The following is a 21,690-nucleotide window of genomic DNA, read 5'->3' as shown; positions in this document are numbered from 1 at the left end:
TGCTACCCCGCTCGCCGCAGCCCCTCGATATAGGGTCGCAGGCTGTAGCCCAATTGCGCCGTCAGCCGGTCGGCCCAGACATTCATGGCCTGACGGTCCAGCGCCAGCTCGCCCGCCTGCGGGATAAACAGGAGGATATTGCCCTCCACTACCTCCACCTGCAGGTAGCGCTCACCGAACAGTTCGCGCAGACGGTGGACGGCGTAGGGCTTGCCACTGCTGCCCTGCTGCCATTGATTGACCACCATCAGCCCGCCCGGGCGCAGCGCCGCGTGGCATTGTTGCAAAAAGTCCATGTGCAGTTGGGCGCCGGCAATACCGTCTTCCAGATACAGATCAAGCAGCAGCAGGTCGACCGGCTCGGTCAGCGATTCCATGTACTGCTCGGCGCTTGCTACCACCACCTGCAGCTCGGGCACCTGCGGCAGCGCAAACCAGCGCCGAGCCAGCTCCACCACCGCAGGACGGAGTTCTACCGCGCGCATCTGAGCCGGTTGCAGGTGCTGCAACACCGCACTGACCAGGCTGCCGGCGCCCAGCCCCAACGCCAGCGCTCGCTCGATCTGTGGCAGCCAGAACCCCGCCAGCAGCATCGCGCGGGTGTAGTCGTACTCCAGCCAGGCCGGGTTGCCGATCAGCGCGCAGCTCTGTTCAGTCTCCTCGCCAAAGTAGAGGTAACGTAGCTCGCCTGCCTGCGTTACCCGCAGCTCGCCCAGTGCATCATGCTCACGCGCCAACACGCGCTCCGGCTCACGCCCGAGGCGGTGCGCCAGCCACCAGCCGAGTTGCTGCAGATAGCCCCGCCATCCTGCCACCGCCGTACTCCCTATCCTCTTCTTTGCGCGGCACAGTAGCAGTTTTGCCTAACCACGCGACAGATTTTCCGCCACAGTGCCAGCGCCGTCACTTAAACTGCAGAGGTCGTTTATCCTCTGTTCAGGTACCCCTTCACATGCACCCCTCCGGCAGCGCCCTGCAGCTTATCGTCGTTCTATTGCTCGCCACCGTCATCGCTGTGCCTGTAGCCAAGCGCCTGCGCCTGGGCGCGGTCATCGGCTACCTGGCTGCCGGCGTGATCATCGGGCCCTGGGCGCTGGATCTGGTACCGCACCCCGAAGACATCAGCCATGTGTCCGAACTGGGCGTGGTCCTGCTGCTGTTCATCATCGGCCTGGAGCTGTCGCCGCGCCGGCTGTGGGTGATGCGCCGGGCGGTGTTCGGCACCGGAGCGCTGCAAGTCGGCCTGTGCGCCAGCGTCATCGGTCTGCTCGCCCTCTTGCTGTTTGAGCAGCCGCCGGCAACCGCGCTAGTGCTCGGTCTGGGGCTTGCCTTGTCCTCCACCGCGTTTGGCCTGCAGTTGCTGGCAGAGCGCCGCGAGCTGACCAGCCCCCACGGCCGCCAGGCCTTTGCCGTGCTGCTGTTTCAGGACATGGCCGCCATTCCGCTGATCGCACTGATCCCGCTGCTCGGCAGCCAACCCGGCAGCAGCGCCGACGGCAACCTGTTGCTGCAGACGCTCAAGGTGCTGGGCAGCATCGCCGTGATCATCGTCGGCGGACGCTACCTGCTGCGCCCGGTATTCCGCATCGTCGCCCGCACCGGCCTGCAGGAAGTCTCCACCGCCACCGCCCTGCTGGTAGTGATCGGCACGGCCTGGCTGATGGAGTCGGTCGGCGTATCCATGGCCCTTGGCGCTTTTCTGGCCGGCTTACTGCTGGCGGACTCGGAATACCGGCATGAGCTGGAGTCGCAGATCGAGCCGTTCAAAGGGCTGCTGCTGGGGCTGTTCTTTATCACCGTCGGCATGCAGGCCGACGTATCGCTGCTGCAGTCCAACGGCCTGGCCGTCGCGCTGCTGACCACGCTGATCATTGTGCTCAAGCTGCCGCTGATCTACCTGACCGGGCGCCTGGCCGCCGGGCTTGATCGCCGTAGCGCACTGCGGCTGGGCATGGTCCTGGCAGCCGGCGGCGAGTTCGCCTTTGTCGTCTTTCAACTGGCCAGCGGGCACCAGTTGCTGAGCGCCACCCAGCACAATCTGCTGGTACTGGCCATTACCCTGTCGATGGCCGTCACCCCGCTGCTGATTCTGCTGCTCGCAGCACTGCTGCCCAAAGAGCAGGCCACGCCGCGCAAGGTGCCCGAGGAGTATCAGCAGATCGATACCGACAGCCCGCGTGTGGTCATCTCCGGCATGGGCCGCATGGGGCAAATCATCGCCCGTGTGCTCCGGGCCCAGCGCGTGCCCTATGTTGCACTGGACACCTCGGTCGACAGCATCGAGATGTCGCGCAGCATCAGTGCCGAGATGCCGATCTACTACGGCGATCCCCTGCGCCCGGAGATCCTGCGGGCCGCTCAGGTCGACAAGGCACAGTTTTTCATCATCACCAGCAGTGACCCGGACATCACCCTGCGCACCGCCGAAACCGTGCGCCGACTGTATCCGCAGATCACCATCATCGCCCGTGCCCGCAATCGCCAGCACGTGCACAAATTGATCGACCTGAACGTACTGCCGGTGCGTGAAACCTTTCACTCCAGTCTGGAAATGAGCCGCCAGATTCTTACCGGACTGGGCCTCAGCGATGAGCAGGCGGACTCGCGTCTGGCGCGCTTCCGGCGCCACGACGAACAGGTCCTGGCGGCCCAGCACGCGGTGTACGACGACGCCACCGCTGTCATGCAGACCGCCCGTCAGGCCCGTGCCGATCTGGAAAACCTGTTCGACACCGACCGCATCGAGGCGCGCAGCGTGGCTGACATGATCGAACAAGCCAAACGGCAGTCCTGAGGCTGCTAGAATACGCCGCTATAGCAATCAGGAGCAGCAGCATGGCCGACATCGGGCGTTTCAATAATCTGGAAATCACCAAGCACACCGGCTTCGGGCTCTACCTGGACGGTGGTGAAGATGGCGAGATTCTGCTGCCCAACCGTTATGTGCCCAAGGACCAGAGCACCGAGGTGGGCGACCGCCTGCGGGTGTTTGTCTACTTCGACAGCGAAGACCGCATCATTGCCACCACTACGCGGCCCCGCGCACAGGTCGGCGACTTTGCCAATCTCAAGGTCGTAGCACGCAGCCAGGTCGGTCTGTTCCTCGACTGGGGCCTGCCCAAGGATGTGCTGCTGCCCTTCGCCGAGCTAAAAAAGCCGCTGGAGGAAGGCCAGTATTGCGTCGCCTACCTGTATCTGGACAAGCACACCAGCCGGGTGCTGGCGACCACCCGCCTGGACCGCTATCTGGACAAGACCCCGGCGCGCTACCAGGTGGGCGATGCGGTCAACTTGCTGCTGGTCGAGCGTACTGATCTGGGCTACAAGGCCATCATCAATGGCGAGCATTGGGGCCTGATCCACCGCAACGAGGCCTTCCGGCCAATCAAGCTCGGCCGCAAGGAGCAGGGCTACATTCGCGAAATCCGCCCCGACGGCAAGATCAACCTCAGCCTGCAGCCGGTCGGCACCCAGGCCGCTGACCTACTGCAGCAGCAGATTCTCGACCGCCTGCGCGCCAGCGGTGGCCACCTGGCCCTGAGTGATCGCAGCAGCCCCGAGGCCATCAGCGACGCCTTTGGCGTCAGCAAAAGCAACTTCAAAAAAGCCATTGGCGGTTTGATGAAAAAGGGCGTTATTCGGATTCATTCGGAGCATATCGAACTGGCCCAATAAGCAACGGCCCGGCGGGCCTGCGCATTGCGGCTCTGCCGTAGGGCGGAGAACGCTGCGCGGTTCTCCATGCTACGGGGCTCGTCGCTCACGTGGAATGACCACGCTACGCTTCTCGCTCCTTGATTGGCGGCTTTACAGGCTGCAACAGGCGGGCGAACGAAACGGCAACAGACCCTAGGGTCTGAAATAGCCTCACACAAACCGTCATCAATTCTTCGCGGCGCTGTCACCTGTCGTCTTTATTGTCCCTGTCTACCTCGCCGGCAACCGCCGGCCCCCTGCCGATGACAAGGACGATGACATGACCAACTGGAAAGTGCTTTCTGCGCTGCTGCTGGGCAGTGCGCTGCTGACCGCCTGTAACTCCGACAGCGACAATGATGACGACGCTGCAATCACCCCCGAGCAGGAGCTGGCAGCACGCCTGGCTGCCTTCCCGCAAGAAGGGGTTGAACTGCCCTTCGCGATACTGCGTGATGACCTGATCGATGGCAAGACCATGGCGCCGTTCGAGGTGCGCAATGGCGGCTACGGCTCGGCCATGACCGCGCACCCGAGCAACCTGGGTGAGTTTTACGCCATGACCGACCGCGGCCCCAACGCCGACTTTGTCGGTGGCGCCTACGGCTCCGGCAAGTCATTCCCGGTCGCCGATTACACGCCACGTATCGGGCACTTTCGTATCACCGCCAGCGGCGGGGTCGAGCAATTGGCCACCATTGAGCTCAAACGCCCGGACGGCACCCTGATCACCGGCCTGCCCAATACCTCGGCGCTGGGCGGCACCGGTGAGACGCCCTACAACCCGGATGGTACACCGGTCGTGGTTGACCCCACCCTGCCCTACGATGCGGTAACCAATCCGCTCAAGCTCGACGACTACGGCCTGGATGGCGAAGGCCTGGTCGCACTGCGCGGCGGCAGCTTCTGGGCAAGCGACGAATACGGTCCGCACATGGTGCACTTTGATGCTGAAGGCCGCGAGATCGACCGTATCAATCCGTTCACAGCCGATACACGCACCCGCATTAACCTTCCGGCAGAGTACGCCTATCGCCGCGCCAACCGCGGCATGGAAGGCCTGGCCATCACCCCAGACGAAAGCACCCTGGTCGGCTTGATGCAGTCCACCATGGACCTGCCGACCAAGGCCGTCCGCGCGCAGACCATTACCCGCATCGTGACAGTGAATCTCGAGACCGACGAGATCGGCCAGTATCTGTACCAGCAGGAAAAACCCGCCAACTCCAACTCGGAAATGGTCGGTCTGAGCAGTACCGATTTCCTGGTGCTCGAGCGCGACGGCAGCTTCCTCTATGGCGGTCCGAACGGCGCGGCCGGTGTGTCGCCCAACGCACAGAAACAGGTCTACCGCATCGACCTGTCCACCGGCACCAACCTGGAAACCGTCGCCCTGCAGCCCGGCATGGTGCAGGACCCGGATCTGGGTCTGACCATCAACGGCAAGACGCTGGAAGAAGTCGTGCTCGACGGTGGCTGGGAGGCCCTGGCTGCAGTCGGCATCTATCCGGTAGACAAGACACTGGCGCTGGACATGGTAGTTGAAGCCAACTACCCGCACGACAAGATGGAAGGCCTGTGGCGCATCGACGACAGCCACCTGGGCGTCCTGAACGACGATGACTTCGCCACCTGGTCCACCGGCGGCGTGCTGGAGCAAAAGATGCTCGACGAAGCCACCATCGATGCTGGTCGCCTGTACATCCGTGAAGTAGATCTGTCGGTGAACTAATGGGCTGACGTTGCTGCAAACAAGACAGGCGCCCTTTACGGCGCCTGTCTTGTTTTTACTCTCGACGACTCAACCCGTCTGATGAAACGCCCGGTACTGTCCCGGTGTCAGTGCCGTGCGCAATTTGAAGTGACGCTGAAAATGCGCCTGATCGGCAAACCCCAGATCGAGCGCCAGGTGATTGAGGCTGACCGCCTCGGCTCGCAGGCGCGAACGCGCCAGCTTGATCCGAGCATCCAGCTGATAGGCGTGCGGTGCCTGGCCATAGAGGCGCTTAAAACCACGAATCAGCTGGTAACGATTGAGCTCCGCCGCCTCGGCCAGCTCATCAAGCTGCAGGTTGCTGCCGAGCCGATCCATGATCAATTCCCGAGCACGCAGCAAACCGCGCTGGTGCAGGGTTTGCGGCCCTTCCTGCTGCTGGGCAAACAACGGCTGCAGCATCTCGACCAGCCGCCCTTCGGCTTCCAGCGCACCATCGCTGCGTCGCAAACTGGCAAACAGGGCATCAAACTCGGCGCTGGCCGCCGGGTTGCAAATGTCTGGAAAACACTGATAGTCGGCACTACCGCCAAAGGCGTCACGCTGCAGCGCGCCCAGCCAGTTGGCATCAACAAACAGCATCCGGTAAGACCACTGGCCGGCAGCCGGGTTGCAGGCATGCACCTCTCCCGGATTGACCGTCACCATGCTACCGACACCGATACGTTCCAGGCGCTGCCGGTTGCGATAGGCAGTATGACCCTGATCGATCACGCCAAAGGAAAACTCGTCGTGGGTGTGCGCCTGATAACAGGCTGTCGAACGATCAGCCTGCCGCAGCTCGATCACCGGCAGCGCCGGGCTACGCTGGAGAAACTGCTCTTGCGACATGCACACCTCAAACCGGTTACGGCAACAGAATCAGCACCACACTGAGCACCAGCAGCAGCGCCATCACCAAATTGAATATTCGCATTGCCCGCGCACCCGGTAAACGCCCACCGAGCAGGTGCCCCAGCAACGCCCAGCAGCCAACGCCGAACAGGCAGACCACCAGTGACAGGATACAGAAGACCGCCAGTGGTTGCGCCTGGTTGCTGACAAACATGCTCAAACCCGATAACGAAAACAGCCAGGCCTTGGGGTTTAACCACTGCGCCAGCGCGCCGGCCCAGAAGCCCGGCACCCGAATCCCGGCCATTCTTGGTAGCCCCGGTTCGGCGCGCGCAATACGCCAGGCCAGATACAACAGGTACACCGCGCCGACCCAGGCCAGCCCCTGCAGCACTGCCGGGCTCTGCGCCAGGCTGCCGAGCAGCCCCAGCCCCAGCAGCAACACCATCAGCGCGTAGCCAAGCGATGCACCCAGCACATAAGGCATGGCGCGCAGCATGCCGGCGCGCGCCGCGCTGCTGACCGTCACCACGCAAACCGGCCCAGGCGCAACCGAGCCCACCAGGGTAAAGGCCAACATCGACAACCACAGCGACAGCATCATGCACCCTCATTACATTAGTCAGGACATGCTGCGGCAAATGGCCGGCTGTGTATTGAAGGAAATTGCGCGCACAAAAAAGGCGCCTTGCGGCGCCCTTTTTGCCAGGTCGGGCCAAGGCCCGACCGCCACATCACCTCAACTGTCCGGCCGACCCTGATCGGGCTGGCTGTAGTCGCACACCCCCTGCGGGAAGATCGCGTTGAGCTGCTCAACCTCACCGGCATCCGGTATCCAGGTGCCATAGGTGCCGTCGCTCAGCGCCGTCGCTACCGGCTTCAGTGCGCATTTGAAGATACTGCCTTCAATCGGCGCCCCGGCTTCCATCCGCGAGGTAGTGTAGGTCGGGAACTGTTGGGTACAGGTGCCCGCCGGCTGCTCGTTGATGATACCGTCCCAGACGCTGTCACCTTGGGCGATCAGGCTGCCGTCGGTATTAAAGCAGCTGTCCAGCGCGGTTGCCGGCCGGTTCTCACCGATACTCTGCTCCGGGTTTTCGCGGATGTTGGTCAACCATTCATCCAGCACCTCCAACGCCATCCAGGTCTGATCGAAGTTACGTTGAGCCTCGGGCTCCTCCGGGTCACTGGTATCGGTGGGACGGGCATCGGTGAACCAGATCACCTGATTATCGGCGTTGCCCATCTTGTTGAGGATGCGCTGACGCGACGAGAACGACTGGTGACTGTTGTGCATGTCCAGCACCTCCTCCAGATAGTGCCGCCAATCGATAACCGGAATGTTCAGCTGCCCGTCAAACACGATGCCCTGCTCGTAGGCCGCATTCATGGCCAGCGGGTCACCCTCGGTACGCGGCGCAGGCGCGATACCGTCGGCGCTGAGGTTCATGTTGCGGCTGCTCCATGGGTCGAAGTTGGCAGCCGTGTGCGGCGGCAGGAACGGCGAGCCCTCCTGCACCATTTCGCTGGGCTGCTTCCAGCCGCCCACCAGCGTATTCAGGCGCAGGAATTCGGCGGGGGTAATCTCACCCCGGCGCAGCGGCAGCAGACCGTATTGCACGCCAACGTTGTCAAACAGCGTGCGCGGCTCACCCTCTTCGTCCACGCCATAGACATTGCGCAGGTCATCAAAGTGCGTCCAGTGCACATCAGCCATGATTTCCGGCGGCTGCATCTGGTCCTGATACGGCGCCTGACCATAGTTCGGATTCATGGTCAGCGGCGTCAGGCCGCGCCAGCCCGGGATGCACTCGGTCATGCCCGGGGCACTGGCATAGCCGAGCGCCAGCTTGTTGTCATACAGCGGATCCGCGTAGGCGTCGGTGGCATGCAAACCCACCAGCAAGCTGCGGTTCTCGGTAGTCTGCCAGCGCGTGTTGCTGCGATCGGTGGCATCCATGTAGTACTCAAGCAGCTCGCAATCGCCGACGTGAATGGTCTGCGTCACCATATCCGGGTAGGAATACTGCGGCACACCCGCGTCGATCAGCCCCGGATGGTTCTGCGAGTAGACATACTGCTGAATCGCCCCGCCCGAGCCACCAATGGCAACCGTGTACTCGGGCACGCCGAAGCGCTTGACGAAGTGCTCCTTGGTCATCAGCGCGGTTTCGCCACCCACCTGCAGGTTGTAGTGCGTGCTGGCCCGGGTACCCGTGGAATAGATCACGGCGTAACCCAACCCCAGCACCTCCGGCGTCAGCGCATCGCCACTCGGGCGGCCCTGGCTATGACCAATACCTACACCACCCTGGAAGTGAAACAGCAGGCGACCGTTCCACAGATCGGTGCTGGCAGCATCATCGGCGTCGGCGCGATCGGCCAGGGTGGCAAAGCTGTAGATAAAGCGGTTGAGGGTGCCTACCTCCCGGCGCACCACAAAGTCCACTTCGCGGCCATCGGTCAGGGTCGTGGTGGCCATGTTGGCCGGACGGCTGCGATCAGCCGGCAGCTCGGCATACTCACCCTCGGTGGTCATGTAGAGAAACTGCACCTGCGGCTCAATGCTGCAGTCGCGGCTGTAGCCAACGACGGTTTCGCCCTCGTAGACCGGGAAGCCGCCTTCCTGATTGTCCACCAGCGGCTGGATACCCAGCTCTGCCGCCACGGTACAGACAAAGGGATATTGCTGCGGACCGGAGAAGATCGGACCGGTTTCCGGGTAGGCGGTCAGGGTCATGTTGTAGAGCTCACCGAAGCGGCTGTGGTGCAGCTCCAGGCGATTTTCGCCGAGTGTCAGCCCTTCGATCAGGACCTCCATCCGGCCATTGCGCTCGACCATCCGGGTCGGCTCGATCTCGGTATCGTTGAGCCACAGTTCCAGGTTGTCGAGCTGCTCATCGATGACATTCAGATCGCCCTCAATGGTGACCAGCACGTCATCACCGGTTACCTGATCCAGCGCGCTGGACAACACGCCCAGCGATAGGTCGGGGCGTACCGGGTCATCGGAATCGGAGTCGCTGCTCAGGCACCCGGACAGGGCCAGGGTCAGCAGGCTGAGTGAAAAGACGGGTGCAAGCTTACGCAGGTGTGCCATAAATCATCCCTCTTTGGCAGTGGGCTTTTTGTTCTTCCACGGAAGCGCTGATCAATTCCACACGCTTTCTGCGAGTGCTCAAGCGTGCAGATGCAAGGCGCGATGTGCAGCCGGATGCGGCCCAGCCTGAACGCAAGAGGGCATGTTGAATTAATCAGTGCTTCCTTAAGTGCAACGCCCCATGCTAGTGCGGCCCGCGTGATCGAAAACAGGTACAGATTGGTGCATCTGACTGGCACAGATACCCACCTCTACCCAAGCCCGGTCGCCAACTCACCCAGACGTAACAGCTTCTCCCGTACCTGCAGGGTCAGCGGACTACCCACATTGATGCGCAGGAAATCGAAATGCCGAGGCCCAACGGAAAACACACTGCCCGGAAAGATATGGATGCCATCGTTCAGGGCCTGCTGAAACAGATCCCGGGAATCACGCCGCTCCGGCAACCTGAGCCACAGCACACAACCACCCTCAGGCGGCTGCACCCAGGTACCGGACGGAAATGACTGCCGCACTAGCGCCAGCGCATCCAGCGCCTGTTGCTGCAGCTGGCCACGCAACTGAATCAGGTGCTGGGCGTAAGCACCGCTTTCCAGAAACCGCGCCATGACCAACTGCGGCGCGGCCGCAGTGGTGATACTGCTGATCTGCTTCAGCTCGCGCAGACGATCATGAAACCGCCCACCGGCCACCCACCCAAGACGCAGCCCGGGCATGAGTGTTTTCGAAAAGGACGTGCAATAGATGACCATGCCCTGCTGATCAAAGGCCTTGGCCGGCAACGCCTCTCCCGCATAGGCCGTATCGCCCCAGATGTCGTTCTCGATCAGCGGCACCTGATAGCGGACCGCCAGCTCGACCAGGCGCTGCTTGCGTTCGGGCGACATGACAAAGCCCAGCGGATTCTGCGCATTGCACGACACAATGCAGGCCTTGACCTGCCCACGCCGAAACGCCTGCTCCAGGGTATACAGACAAATGCCGTCACGATGATGGGTGGATATTTCCAGCACCCGGCGGTTCAACACCCCCAGCGCCAGCAGGGTGCCATAGTAGGTTGGCGACTCGACAGCCACCACATCGCCCGGCCGACTGACCGCGCGCAGCGCCAGCTCCATGGCCTCCATGCAGCCATTGGTGACCAGAATGTCCTGCTCCTGAATCGCTGAGGGGTAACCGATACTGCGCTGGGACAACTGGCGCGTCAGCCTGGGCAGACCGTTTGGGTGGCTGTAGTCCCAGAGCACACGGGCCTGCCGCCGACTGCTGTCGCGCCACAACCGCATCAGGCGGTCGACGGGCATCAGGCTGGCATCGGGCAAGGCGATCCCCAGATGCAGCGTCTGCTCGGACGTATGCGGCTCCATGTAGCGCAAAATGTCTTCGCTGAGCGAAACCTCAACCGGCAACAACGGAAAGTGGCTGACGACACCGGTGCTCTCGTTCGCTGGCAGACGCTCGCGTACGTAGGCTCCTGAGCGCTCGCGCACCTCGATGTAGCCGTCCAGTTCGAGCTTGCGCAGCGACTGAACCGTGGTGTTGATGCTCACCCCAAAGGCTTTGCTCAATGCCCGCACCGAAGGCAGGCGCTCGCCCGGGGCAAAGCCGCCGCCGCGAATCCGCACCGCCAGCTGTTCGCACAGGGTTTCATACAGAAAAAGGTCTTGAGCCATGGCGTTCCTTGCCCCGCACCACACCGCGCTGCGGGCATCACTGTTCTTGTAGGTATCCAGCGAGTGTAGTCGGCTCTTGCTGACGCGCCAACTTGGTGCATATTTCACACCGCCCCCGCTTGACCTCAAGTTAACCTCAGGTTTTAGAGTGCGCAGGTCTCACACCCAACCGCAACCCAAGGACTCGATGCCATGCCCGATCAGCGCCCCACGCAGCCCCTGCAAGCAATCAACCCACCCGGCCTGTACGATCCAACGCCCAACGGCTACTCCCACCTCATGCTCACACCAACCAACGTGCGCTGGCTGTTCGTCGCCGGTCAGGGGGCGGAAGACGTCAGCGGCAGACTGCCTGACGACTTTGCCGATCAACTCACGCACTGCCTCAGCAACCTGCAATACGCCCTGGCCGCAGGTGGCGCGCACTTCAGCCAGGTGGCCAAGCTGACCGTTCTGGTGGTTGATCACAGCGAAGCCCGGCTGGCGCTGATCAGCGCCGCACTGGCCAAAGCTGCCGGAGACAACCCGGCGCCAGCCTGCACGCTGATCCCGGTACCGCGTCTGGCACTGGATGGCATGCTGATCGAGATCGACGCGGTTGCCTGCCTGCCCGCCAGCGAGGAGCACAGGGCATGAGCGAGAACCACGACAGCTATCTGTCCACCGCGACGCTGCTCATAATGGCCACCGCGACCGGCCTATGCGCCGGGGCCAACTATTTCAATCAGCCATTGCTGTCCTCAATGGCCAGTGCCCTGAATATCAGCGAAGGGCTGGCCGCCTCCACCGTTACCCTCTCGCAAGTGGCTTACGCATTCGGCCTGCTGTTTCTGGTCCCGCTGGGCGACAAGCTGGAGCAACGCGGCCTGGCGGTCGGCCTGATGCTGTTGGCCGCAGCCGGGCTGGCGATCAGCGGCTGGGGCGGCAGTTTTTCGCTGTTGATTGTCGGTACATTGATCACCGGCGTGTTCTCGGTTGCCGCGCAAACACTGGTGCCGATGGCCGCCAACCTGTCTGACCCACTACGCAGCGGACGCGCCGTCGGGCTGGTGATGAGCGGCCTGCTGGCCGGAATTCTGCTGGCCCGCACGGCGGCCGGCTTGCTCTCGGAGCTCGGCGGCTGGGAGACGGTGTACCAGGTCAGCGCCGTGCTGATGGTGCTGCTGGCCGCCATCTTGCTGCGCGCGCTGCCGCAGGCGCGGAACCCGGCTCCCAAGAGCTATGCGGCAACACTGCGCTCGCTGCTGAAACTGGCCGCCGAACACCCTCGCCTGCGCTCACGTTCATTGCTGGGTGGTCTGGTGTTTGGCTCGGTCAGCGCGCTGTTCTCGACCATGGCATTGCTGCTGTCGGCACCACCGTTCGGGTTGAGTGACAGCCAGATCGGCCTGATCGGACTGATCGGCGTCGCCGGGGTGATCACCGCCAGTCTGGCCGGACGACTGTCTGATCGCGGCCTGGGCCAAGCCGTCTCGCTGACCGCTATCGGCCTGTTACTGCTCGGCTGGGCCGGGCTGTATCTGGGCAGCGAGCAGCTGTTGAGCTTCCTGCTCGCGCTGCTGGTACTGGATGTCGCCCTCCCCGCCGTGCATATCAGCAACCAGAGCGTGATTTACCAACTGGCGCCGCAGGCCCGCGCGCGGGTCAATGCCGTCTATATGACGTGCTACTTCACTGGTGCCTCCAGTGGCTCGGCACTGGGCGTCAGTGCCTGGAGTCATGCTGGCTGGACCGGCACCTGTGCCGTCGGCGTCGGGTTTGGACTGGCCGCGCTCGCGGTGCTGGCGTGGGATCATCAGCTCAAGCGAGCCGATTCAGCGCAACAGGCTGACCAGCAGTGCCACCCCCAACCCCAATGAGGTGAGCTGCCAGAACAGCACCGGGTTGCGCTGCAGCAAGGGCGCACGACCCTGTGCGAGCATCGCGGCGCTTGGCTGACGCAGTTCGAAGACGAATTCTGACAAGTCCTCAAACCGCTTGTACGGGTCCAGATTGAGCGCGCGGCGCAATACTGGGTCCAGCCAGGCCGGCAGGCTGCGCTGCGGGTCCAGCACCGAGCGATAACGCAGCCGGTGCTGGGCTGCGCGGCTCTGGGCTCGGGCCAGCTCAGCGCCATAGGGCAGCTCGCCACTGAGCATCTGATAGGTGATCGCAGCCAACGCAAACTGATCCGAGCGCGCGGTGCCCTGCTCACCGACAAAGTACTCCGGCGCGCTGTACTGAGCGGTACCAAGACGCGCGCTCGGCTGCTGCACACCGGCCTCCAGCAGACCAGCCACCTGCACAGCACCAAAGTCAATCAGCCGCACGCAACCATCGGCATCGAGCATGATGTTGGCCGGGCGCAGATCCTGATGCAGCATTTCCAGCCGGTGGAAGGCCCGCAGGCCGCGGGCAATCTGTTCGACGATATCGCGCACCCGCTCCAGCGAGGGTTGCGGGTTGTCGCGCATCCATTGGGCCAGGGTCTGGCCTTCGATGTACTCACACAGGCAATAGAGATAGCTGCGCGGCCGCCCTGCCGACGCGGCCTTCATCACGTGAGGGTTATCAATGCGGCGGGCGACCCACTCTTCGGTTAGTAGACGCTCCAACTGCACCCGGTCGTGCTGTTGCTCAACCGACGGTGCCTTAAGCACCAGCTGCGCGCCGCTCGTCTGATCCTCCACCAGATACACATGACTGCGCGCGCTGGCGTGCAGCTGGCGAATCACCCGCAGGCCATCGATCACCTTGCCCGGTTCCAGCACCGGTGGCAGCGGCAGATCGGCAAACTGGCGGTGCAGTTCCGCCGCCTGCCCATTAGGCAGACTGTCGATACGCAGCAACTGCGCGGTCAGGTTGTCGTCACTGCCATTGGCCAGCGCTTCGGCCACCAGCGCATCGGCAGCGCGTTGCAGGTCGCCGTCATGGGCGTCGATCAACTCACCGACGCGTGCCGGGTCAATGAACTCGTAAACCCCGTCGGTTGCCAGCAGGAACACCTCTCCCACCTCCAGCGCCAGCGACTGATAGTCGATATCCAGCCGCTCATTAACGCCGAGAGCCCGAGTCAGCTGGCTCTGCTCACCGAGCCAGGCCCGGTGATCGACAGTGAGCTGCTCAAGCCTGCGTCGGTGAACGCGATAGACCCGCGCGTCGCCAACGTGAAAGAGGTGCGCCGTGGTGGATTTGACCACCAGCGCGCTGAAGGTACAGACGTAACCACGATCACGGTCGTAGCGATACTGACTGCGTCTGCTTTGGGCGTAAAGCCAGGAGTTGAGCGCGCTGATCACCCGCTCCCCCGCCTGTTTGACCGACCAGGGATCGGCCGTGCAGTAGTAATCCTGCACAAAGCCGTTCACCGCCGCCTGCGCGGCCTCCTGACTGACCACGCTGGAGCTGATGCCATCGGCCAGCGCCAGCACCGCGCCCTTGGCTGTCAGTTGCGGCCCGTCAGGAATCTGCGCCGTGCAGTGATCCTGGTTCAACGCCTTGCGGCCGGCGCTGGAGCACTGCCCCAGCGACAGCTGCAAGATCGCCATAGCCAACGCGCTCTCAGAGCGCGCGACTGGGTGCAGTGCGGACATGAGTGGTGTAGAGGGTCAGACCGGTAAACGCCAGACCGCCAACCAGGTTACCCAGCGCAGTCGGGATTTCGTTCCAGATCATGTAATCCATGACGGAGAAGTCACCGCCCATGATCATGCCGAAGGGGAACAGAAACATGTTCACCACCGAGTGCTCAAAGCCCATATAAAAGAACAGCATGATGGGCATCCACATGGCGATGGCCTTGCCGCCCACCGTGGTGGAGATCATTGCGCCAACCACGCCCATCGAGACCATCCAGTTGCACAGCATGCCGCGCAGAAAGATCGTCAGCCAGCCGGCCAGACCGTACTCGGCGTAGCCCAGGGTGCGGCTCTCACCGATGTGGGAGATCTTCTCGCCCACCTCACCTGCCGCTGCAGAAAACCCGTATGTGAAGACAAAGGCCATCATCACCGCCACTGTCAGGGCCCCGGCAAAGTTGCCGACAAACACCAGCCCCCAGTTCCGCAGCACGCCTTGTACGGTCACTCCCGGGCGACGGTCCAGCAGCGCCAGCGGACAGAGCACAAAGACCCCGGTAAGCAGGTCAAACCCCATCAGATACAGCATGATAAAGCCGACCGGAAAGAAGGCCGCACCGACCAGCGGCGAGCCAGTCTGCACTGTGATGGTGATGGCGAATACCGCCGCCAGCGCCAGAATCGCCCCGGCCATGTAGGCGCGGATCAGAGTGTCGCGGGTCGACATAAAGATTTTCGACTCACCGGAGTCGACCATCTTGGTCACAAACTCGGTAGGAATCAGGTAAGACATGATTCAACTCTCCAGATAGTGAAACGCGGTGTGGCTGGCGGCTTCAGACCGCCAATCCGATCTCGACCTGATCGCCCTGCAGGCGGACAGGCCACACTTGCAGTCGCTGGTCGGGGTATTCGATGCACTGGCCGTCGGTCAGACGGAAGTGCTGCTTGTACAGCGGCGAAGCAATCACCAGTTCACCCTTGAGCTGACCGACGATGCCGCGGCCGATCACGTTGGCGCCGGACTTGGGGTCACGGTTGGCTATGGCAAACAGCTGGTTCTCGCTCGGCAGGTGGAACAGCGCTACCTGCTCACCATCGAGCCAGGCCACCACGCCTGAGTTGGTAACCAGGTCGTCACGGGCGCACAGCGGGCGCCACTGCAGAGCGGTTTGCGAAGATGTGCTGGAACGGGTCATTGCGCGGCCTCCTCGGCAACGGGAATCAGGTGCAGTTCGGAAGCCTTGACCGGGCGACGCTGGCCGCGCTCCCTGACGAAGTGAATATCCGGATCATTACGCTCGTCGTTGACGAAGGTACGGAAGCGCTTGAGTTTCTCCGGATCACTGATGGCGTTTGCCCACTCACACTCGTAGCGGTCAACCACCAGCTGCATCTGGCTTTCCAGCTCGGCGCCCAGGCCCAGACTGTCGTTGATGATCACGTCCTGCAGGTATTCCAGCCCGCCTTCCAGGCTCTCGCGCCAGACCGAGGTACGTTGCAGGCGATCGGCGGTGCGCACGTAGAACATCAGGAAGCGGTCGATGTACTTGATCAGCGTCGCGTCATCAAGGTCGGTGGCGAACAGTTCGGCGTGGCGCGGACGCATGCCGCCGTTGCCGGCCACGTAGAGGTTCCAGCCCTTCTCGGTAGCGATCACACCGACATCCTTGCTCTGCGCCTCGGCGCATTCGCGGGTGCAGCCGGACACGGCGAACTTGATCTTGTGCGGTGAGCGCAGGCCCTTGTAGCGATCCTCCAGGGTCAGCGCCATGCCGACGCTGTCCTGCACGCCGTAGCGGCACCAGGTGCTGCCGACGCAGGATTTCACGGTACGCAGCGACTTGCCGTAGGCGTGGCCGGTCTCGAAACCCGCCTCGATCAGCTCACCCCAGATATCGGGCAGCTCGTGCAGTTCGGCACCAAACAGGTCGATACGCTGACCGCCGGTGATCTTGGTGTAGAGGTCGTATTTCTTGGCAACCTGCCCCAGCACGATCAGCTTGTCCGGCGTGATCTCACCCCCGGCGATGCGCGGCACAATCGAGTAGGTGCCATTCTTCTGCATGTTGGCCATAAAGGTGTCGTTGGTGTCCTGCAACGGAATCAGCCCCGGATCGGTGATCGGCTGGTTCCAGCAGGACGCGAGAATCGACCCCACTGCCGGCTTGCAGATGTCGCAGCCGTGATGACCACGACCGTGCTTGGCCAGCAGCTCTTCGAAACTCTCGATGCCCTCGACGCGAACGATGCCGTAGAGCTCCTGACGGGTGTGCGCGAAGTGCTCACACAGGCTCTTGTCGACCTCGACGCCGCGGGCCGACAGTTCGTGCTCAAACACCTGCTTGAGCAGCGCCGCACAACCGCCACAACCGGTCGCCGCCTTGGTGCTGGCCTTGAGTTCGCCCAGATCGGTACAGCCGGCATCGACCTGACAGCAGATCGCCCCCTTGCTGACGTTATGGCAGGAGCAGATGGTCGCCGTATCCGGCAGCGCATCGGCGCCCAGCGTCGGCGCGCCCTCACCGACCGGCAGAATCAGGCTGGCCGGATCGGCCGGCAGCTTGATGCCGTTCAGGGCGTACTGCAGCAGAGTGTCGTAGTAGCTGTTGTCGCCAACCAGCACCGCACCGATCACCCGCTTGCCATCGGCCGACACCACCAGACGGCGATAGCTGTTGGTCACATCGTCGATATAGCGGTAACTGCGCGACCCTTCGGTAGCGCCGTGGGCGTCGCCGATGGAGCCGACGTCGACGCCCAGCAGTTTCAGCTTGGTCGACATGTCCGCGCCGGAAAACGCCTCGTGCGGACGCCCCACCAGACTGGCCGCCAGATTGCGCGCCATGCTGTACCCCGGCGCAACCAGACCGAATACCCGGCCTTGCCAGGACGCACATTCGCCGATGGCGAAAATGGCCGGGTCATTGGTACAGAAGCCGTCGTCGATCACCACCCCGCCGCGCTCGGCAACGGCCAGCCCGGCAGAGCGCGCCAGGGTGTCCTGCGGGCGGATGCCAGCGGAAAAGACGATCAGGTCGGTTTCCAGTGATTCGCCGTCGGCGAAGTTCATGCGATAGGCGTAATCCTCACCGGCAACGATCTCGCTGGTCGCGCGGGACAGGTGTACGCCAACACCGAGCGCTTCGATCCGCGCCTTGAGCGCCGCGCCGCCGTCTTCATCCAACTGCACCGGCATCAGCCGTGGCGCGAACTCGACCACATGCGCTTCCAGCCCCAGCGACTTTAACGCGTTGGCTGCTTCCAGCCCGAGCAGGCCGCCACCGACCACCACGCCCCGGCGCGCACCAGCCGCCGCAGCACGAATCGCATCCAGGTCATCCAGGGTACGGTAGACCAGCCGCGAGTTACCCTCGGCGCCCGGAATCGGCGGTACAAAGGGGTAAGAGCCGGTGGCCAGAATCAGCTTGTCGTAGGCGAAGCGGCCGTTGGCGGTCACCACCTCTTGCTGCGCGCGGTCGATCTCGAGCACCGCTTCATGCAAATGCGCCTGCACGCCGTGCTCGCCGTAATAGTCCGCAGCGCAGAGCGCCAGCGACTCGGCATCACGCCCACCGAAGTACTCCGACAGGTGGACACGGTCGTAAGCCCGCTGGCGCTCTTCGCCAAACACGTGCACCTGATAATGGGCAAGTGCACCCTGCTCAACGAGCTGCTCGATGCAATGGTGACCCACCATGCCATTGCCGATAATGATCAGCGTTTCTTTCTTGATCGGGGCGACGAACGCATTCATGGCCAGTCCTCTATCACGGGTCTGCTTTTTTTCGGCAGACAACAAAAAAGGCGCCTGCAACTGTCTCCAGTTGCAGGCGCCTTTGCCTTGGATTCTCGAATTGTGCTGCTCGGCTGGGGCGCTGTGCGCCGGCTGCCTGAGCAAGGGGCCTGACTCGCTAGCGGCCCTGCGAATCTGTTCAGCAACAGCCGTGCCAGCTTTTAATAAAACCCCATAAACGCATATAAGACATTGATAAATAATGACTTAATAAAAACAAACTGATTCGAAAGCAGCCCAGCGGAACGCCCGCCCGCGAACCAGCGCAGTGCATCAAGCCCGCGCCGCGTCCGCAATGGTGCACGCAGTTCCCCGCCGTGCTCGCCCGTTTGGGTGCTTGTTTAACCCGCCTCTGTGCCTAAGATGCGCGATGCACAACGCAAAAATGTCTCCTTTTGTTTCAATACCAGATTCAGCCTTATCGGGGACCGGCCTGCACAACAAAAAGAAGGAATATCCATGCACACGTTGTTCAAACGCGGCCTCGCCGCCCTGACCCTCAGCGCAGTGTTCAGCCTGCCAGCGCTGGCAACCAACCCGATCAGCTCCCCCGACACCATGATCCTCGGCGACTCGATCTTCGCCCTGTCCGGCGATATCCACGAAAACCTGGAAGCGGACCTGGATGAAAACATCGACACCTACGCCCGCTCGGGCTGCCAGCTGACCGGCGGCAACATTCTCTGTTCACGTCTGTACTCGGTCGAAAACCAGTACGCCCGCGCCGACAAGAGCGGCATCCGCACGGTGATCTTCAACGGCGGCGGCAACGACATTCAGCTCAACAGCTGCCGTCCGTCGCTGAGCGCCTGCATGCCACTGCTCAACGACCTGGAAAACCGCATCGCCGCGCTGGTGCAGAAGATGCGCAACGACGGCATCGAAGAGATCATCTTCCTCGGCTACTACAACGCCGTTGGCAGCGCCATCGATCTGCACGACATCAACAACTACAGCATGAACTACAAGGCCGCGGCCTATCCGGGCATGGGTGTGAAGTTTGTTGATGTGCGTGCCGCCTTTGCCGGCAAGGAGGCTCAGTACATCATCAGCGACGGTATCCACCCGACCGCCGCCGGCTCCCGTGTACTGGCTGACAAGATCCTGCAAGCGCTGGATTGATGTTTCGGAAGGGCCGGGTCACCGGACACGACATGTCCCTGGTGTGCCGGGCTCTCCTCTCAAACTCAGGGACACGGCTTGCCGTGTCCGCTTGAGCCCCGCCGCCTTGGCGCTCATAATGCACGGCCTTCCCCCCTCGTTATTCCGCAGGCCGCCGCATGTTCCGCTGGTTTGAAAACCGTCTTGATCCGTTTCCCATTGAAGAGCTGAGCGAGCCGCCACGCAAGCTGCTGCCCTTCTGCCTGCACTTCACCAAGGGCGCATGGCCCTACATCATCATGGCCTCGCTGCTGATGGCCGGGATCGCCATCGCCGAGGTCTGGCTATTTGGCTTTCTCGGCAGCATTGTCGACTGGCTGTCGGAGCAGAATCGCGAGACCTTTCTGCAGACAGAAGCATGGAAACTGGCCGGCATGGCCTTTGTGGTGCTGGTTGCCCTGCCCACGTTGATCTTCGTCAACAGCCTGATGACCCATCAGACACTGATGGGCAACTACCCCATGCGCATCCGCTGGCTGGTGCACCGCTATCTGCTGAAGCAGTCGATGGCCTTCTATCAGGACGAGTTTGCCGGACGCATTGCCACCAAGCTGATGCAGACGGCGTTGGCGGTACGCGAGTGCGTGATCAAGCTGATCGACGTACTCAACTACATCTGTGTGTATTTCATCGGCACCCTGATCCTGGTCGGTTTTGCCGACTGGCGCCTGACCTTGCCGATGCTCGGCTGGCTGGTCGGCTATATCCTGCTGATGCGCTATTTCATTCCGGTGCTGGGCCAGGTCGCCAAGGTGCAGGCCGATGCTCGCTCGGTCATGACGGGCCGTATCGTCGACAGCTATACCAACATCCAGACGGTCAAACTGTTCTCCCACGCCCGCCGCGAATCGGCCTATGCGCGCGAGGGCATGGACCAGTTCATGGTCACCGTATACAAGCAGATGCGGCTGGTCACCACCCTGTACAGCCTGCTCTACGTGCTCAACGCCCTGCTGTTGCTTGGCGTTGCCGGCCTCGCGCTGTGGCTGTGGGTGCAGGATTCGATCAGCGTCGGTGCGGTGGCCGTGGCGGTCGCGCTGGTGCTGCGCCTGTGGGGCATGTCGCAGTGGATCATGTGGGAGCTGTCCGCCCTGTTCGAAAACATCGGCACGGTGCAGGACGGCGTCAACTCTATCTCCCGTCCGCAACTGGTACTTGACCGCCCGAACGCAGCGCCGCTAGTCGTGAGCCAGGGCGACATTCGGTTCGAGAATGTCAGCTTCCACTACGGCAAGGGCAGCGGTGTGATGGAGCAGCTCAACCTGCACATTCGCCCAGGTGAAAAGATCGGTCTGGTCGGCCGCTCAGGCGCCGGCAAATCCACGCTGGTCAACCTGCTGCTGCGTTTCTATGACGTCGAGGGCGGTCGCGTGGTAATCGACGGCCAGAACATCGCCGATGTGCAGCAGGACAGTCTGCGCGAGCACATTGGCATGGTCACCCAGGACACCTCGCTGCTGCACCGCTCGGTACGTGACAACATCCTCTACGGCCGCCCGGATGCCGATGAACCGATGATGCACCTGGCCGCGCGCAACGCCGAGGCCGATCAGTTCATTACCGAGCTGGAAGACGCCAAGGGCCGCCGCGGCTTTGATGCCCACGTGGGCGAGCGCGGCGTGAAGCTGTCCGGCGGCCAGCGCCAACGGATTGCCATTGCGCGGGTGATGCTCAAGGACGCGCCCATTCTGATTCTCGACGAAGCCACCTCGGCGCTCGACTCGGATGTAGAAGCAGCGATTCAGGAGAACCTGAACCGGCTGATGGACGGCAAAACCGTTATCGCCATCGCCCACCGCCTGTCCACCATCGCGCAGATGGACCGCCTGGTGGTACTGGAGCACGGCAATATCATCGAGCAAGGCTCCCACGCCGAGCTGATCGAGCAAAACGGCGTCTATGCTCGCCTCTGGGCGCGTCAGTCCGGTGGCTTTATTGGTGAGGAGCTGGAAGAGGCTGGGCAGCCGGCGTGAGGTGGCGGGGGCATTCGTCGCAAGTGGATATTCTCGCCCCCGTTTTCAGCTGTTTGTCGGTGGAGCTTCCCGATTCGCTTTTCGCCTTCGCCGGCGAGCCAAAGGGGGCCGCTTGCCCGGCCCCCC

General features: G+C 62.6%; 16 protein-coding genes. 7 read left to right on the top strand and 9 right to left on the bottom strand.

Translation table 11 applies throughout. The features are described 5' to 3' along the window. Positions 1-2 precede the first annotated feature (2 nt). Positions 3-815, bottom strand: a complete 813-nt coding sequence (locus ASB58_RS04480) for a methyltransferase domain-containing protein (protein WP_118129488.1) — start codon at positions 813-815, stop codon at positions 3-5. A 137-nt stretch (positions 816-952) separates the two neighbouring features. Here ASB58_RS04480 and ASB58_RS04475 point away from each other — a divergent pair, with 137 nt between their 5' ends. The 3 genes from ASB58_RS04475 (at position 953) to ASB58_RS04465 (ending at position 5,428) form a co-directional block, all read left to right on the top strand. Beyond that, positions 953-2,794, top strand: coding sequence for a monovalent cation:proton antiporter-2 (CPA2) family protein (locus ASB58_RS04475; protein ID WP_096004585.1), 1,842 nt, complete (start codon positions 953-955; stop codon positions 2,792-2,794). Positions 2,795-2,835: 41 nt separating this feature from the next. After that, entirely contained in the window at positions 2,836-3,675 is an 840-nt protein-coding gene (locus ASB58_RS04470) for a CvfB family protein (protein WP_096004584.1), read from the top strand. Between the two features lie 301 nt (positions 3,676-3,976). After that, positions 3,977-5,428 carry an esterase-like activity of phytase family protein gene (locus tag ASB58_RS04465; protein ID WP_118129487.1) on the top strand — a complete coding sequence of 484 codons (1,452 nt, stop codon included), beginning with the start codon at positions 3,977-3,979 and terminating at the stop codon, positions 5,426-5,428. Between the two features lie 69 nt (positions 5,429-5,497). On the opposite strand, the gene ASB58_RS04460 is transcribed toward ASB58_RS04465, so the two are convergent. The 4 genes from ASB58_RS04460 to ASB58_RS04445 all read right to left on the bottom strand — a co-directional run bounded on the left by ASB58_RS04460 (position 5,498) and on the right by ASB58_RS04445 (position 11,077). Beyond that, positions 5,498-6,301 (bottom strand): helix-turn-helix domain-containing protein, encoded by an 804-nt coding sequence (locus ASB58_RS04460; protein WP_118129486.1) that lies wholly within the window; start codon positions 6,299-6,301, stop codon positions 5,498-5,500. Between the two features lie 16 nt (positions 6,302-6,317). Further along, positions 6,318-6,908, bottom strand: a complete 591-nt coding sequence (locus ASB58_RS04455; protein ID WP_096004581.1) for a LysE family translocator — start codon at positions 6,906-6,908, stop codon at positions 6,318-6,320. A 135-nt stretch (positions 6,909-7,043) separates the two neighbouring features. Further along, positions 7,044-9,404, bottom strand: a complete 2,361-nt coding sequence (locus tag ASB58_RS04450) for a DUF6351 family protein (RefSeq protein ID WP_118129485.1) — start codon at positions 9,402-9,404, stop codon at positions 7,044-7,046. Positions 9,405-9,655: 251 nt separating this feature from the next. Beyond that, positions 9,656-11,077 (bottom strand): aminotransferase-like domain-containing protein, encoded by a 1,422-nt coding sequence (locus ASB58_RS04445; RefSeq protein WP_118129484.1) that lies wholly within the window; start codon positions 11,075-11,077, stop codon positions 9,656-9,658. 192 nt (positions 11,078-11,269) lie between these two features. Here ASB58_RS04445 and ASB58_RS04440 point away from each other — a divergent pair, with 192 nt between their 5' ends. Continuing rightward, a complete protein-coding gene (locus ASB58_RS04440; RefSeq protein WP_118129483.1) occupies positions 11,270-11,713 on the top strand; it encodes a RidA family protein in 444 nt (147 codons plus the stop codon). Next, the gene (locus ASB58_RS04435) at positions 11,710-12,936 is read left to right on the top strand and encodes an MFS transporter (RefSeq protein ID WP_118129482.1); all 1,227 of its coding nucleotides are present in this window, start codon (positions 11,710-11,712) and stop codon (positions 12,934-12,936) included. Before ASB58_RS04440 ends, ASB58_RS04435 begins: the two co-directional genes overlap by 4 nt. On the opposite strand, the gene ASB58_RS04430 is transcribed toward ASB58_RS04435, so the two are convergent. From ASB58_RS04430 to nirB, 4 genes are read right to left on the bottom strand one after another with little or no spacing between them, the layout of a single operon-like run. Further along, positions 12,892-14,604 (bottom strand): bifunctional protein-serine/threonine kinase/phosphatase, encoded by a 1,713-nt coding sequence (locus ASB58_RS04430; RefSeq protein ID WP_118129481.1) that lies wholly within the window; start codon positions 14,602-14,604, stop codon positions 12,892-12,894. The two genes, ASB58_RS04435 and ASB58_RS04430, sit on opposite strands and share 45 nt — an antisense overlap. Before the next feature lie 13 nt (positions 14,605-14,617). Then, on the bottom strand, positions 14,618-15,427 hold the full coding sequence (locus ASB58_RS04425; RefSeq protein ID WP_096003728.1) for a formate/nitrite transporter family protein: 810 nt from the start codon (positions 15,425-15,427) through the stop codon (positions 14,618-14,620). A 43-nt stretch (positions 15,428-15,470) separates the two neighbouring features. Continuing rightward, entirely contained in the window at positions 15,471-15,833 is a 363-nt protein-coding gene (gene nirD / locus ASB58_RS04420; protein WP_118129480.1) for a nitrite reductase small subunit NirD, read from the bottom strand. Then, positions 15,830-18,391, bottom strand: a complete 2,562-nt coding sequence (nirB, locus tag ASB58_RS04415; protein WP_118129479.1) for a nitrite reductase large subunit NirB — start codon at positions 18,389-18,391, stop codon at positions 15,830-15,832. Before nirB ends, nirD begins: the two co-directional genes overlap by 4 nt. 498 nt (positions 18,392-18,889) lie before the next feature. Here nirB and ASB58_RS04410 point away from each other — a divergent pair, with 498 nt between their 5' ends. Next, the gene (locus tag ASB58_RS04410) at positions 18,890-19,552 is read left to right on the top strand and encodes an SGNH/GDSL hydrolase family protein (RefSeq protein ID WP_165771224.1); all 663 of its coding nucleotides are present in this window, start codon (positions 18,890-18,892) and stop codon (positions 19,550-19,552) included. Positions 19,553-19,710: 158 nt separating this feature from the next. Next, on the top strand, positions 19,711-21,564 hold the full coding sequence (locus ASB58_RS04405) for an ABC transporter ATP-binding protein (protein WP_118129477.1): 1,854 nt from the start codon (positions 19,711-19,713) through the stop codon (positions 21,562-21,564). Positions 21,565-21,690: the final 126 nt, after the last annotated feature.

It is taken from the genome of Pseudomonas abyssi (assembly GCF_003444685.1).
In the GTDB taxonomy this organism is placed as follows: Bacteria; Pseudomonadota; Gammaproteobacteria; order Pseudomonadales; family Pseudomonadaceae; genus Halopseudomonas; species Halopseudomonas abyssi.
Note: the sequence above shows the minus strand (reverse complement) of the source record. Positions and strands in the feature narration are given on the sequence as shown.

Coding starts and splice junctions, on each gene's coding strand:
- ASB58_RS04470 (WP_096004584.1), top strand. CDS start 2,836: ATGGCCGACATCGGGCGTTTCAATAATCTGGAAATCACCAAGCACACC.
- ASB58_RS04450 (WP_118129485.1), bottom strand. CDS start 9,404: ATGGCACACCTGCGTAAGCTTGCACCCGTCTTTTCACTCAGCCTGCTG.
- ASB58_RS04425 (WP_096003728.1), bottom strand. CDS start 15,427: ATGTCTTACCTGATTCCTACCGAGTTTGTGACCAAGATGGTCGACTCC.
- ASB58_RS04440 (WP_118129483.1), top strand. CDS start 11,270: ATGCCCGATCAGCGCCCCACGCAGCCCCTGCAAGCAATCAACCCACCC.
- nirD (WP_118129480.1), bottom strand. CDS start 15,833: ATGACCCGTTCCAGCACATCTTCGCAAACCGCTCTGCAGTGGCGCCCG.
- ASB58_RS04405 (WP_118129477.1), top strand. CDS start 19,711: ATGTTCCGCTGGTTTGAAAACCGTCTTGATCCGTTTCCCATTGAAGAG.
- ASB58_RS04445 (WP_118129484.1), bottom strand. CDS start 11,077: ATGGCTCAAGACCTTTTTCTGTATGAAACCCTGTGCGAACAGCTGGCG.
- nirB (WP_118129479.1), bottom strand. CDS start 18,391: ATGAATGCGTTCGTCGCCCCGATCAAGAAAGAAACGCTGATCATTATC.
- ASB58_RS04465 (WP_118129487.1), top strand. CDS start 3,977: ATGACCAACTGGAAAGTGCTTTCTGCGCTGCTGCTGGGCAGTGCGCTG.
- ASB58_RS04460 (WP_118129486.1), bottom strand. CDS start 6,301: ATGTCGCAAGAGCAGTTTCTCCAGCGTAGCCCGGCGCTGCCGGTGATC.
- ASB58_RS04435 (WP_118129482.1), top strand. CDS start 11,710: ATGAGCGAGAACCACGACAGCTATCTGTCCACCGCGACGCTGCTCATA.
- ASB58_RS04410 (WP_165771224.1), top strand. CDS start 18,890: ATGCACACGTTGTTCAAACGCGGCCTCGCCGCCCTGACCCTCAGCGCA.
- ASB58_RS04455 (WP_096004581.1), bottom strand. CDS start 6,908: ATGATGCTGTCGCTGTGGTTGTCGATGTTGGCCTTTACCCTGGTGGGC.
- ASB58_RS04430 (WP_118129481.1), bottom strand. CDS start 14,604: ATGGCGATCTTGCAGCTGTCGCTGGGGCAGTGCTCCAGCGCCGGCCGC.
- ASB58_RS04475 (WP_096004585.1), top strand. CDS start 953: ATGCACCCCTCCGGCAGCGCCCTGCAGCTTATCGTCGTTCTATTGCTC.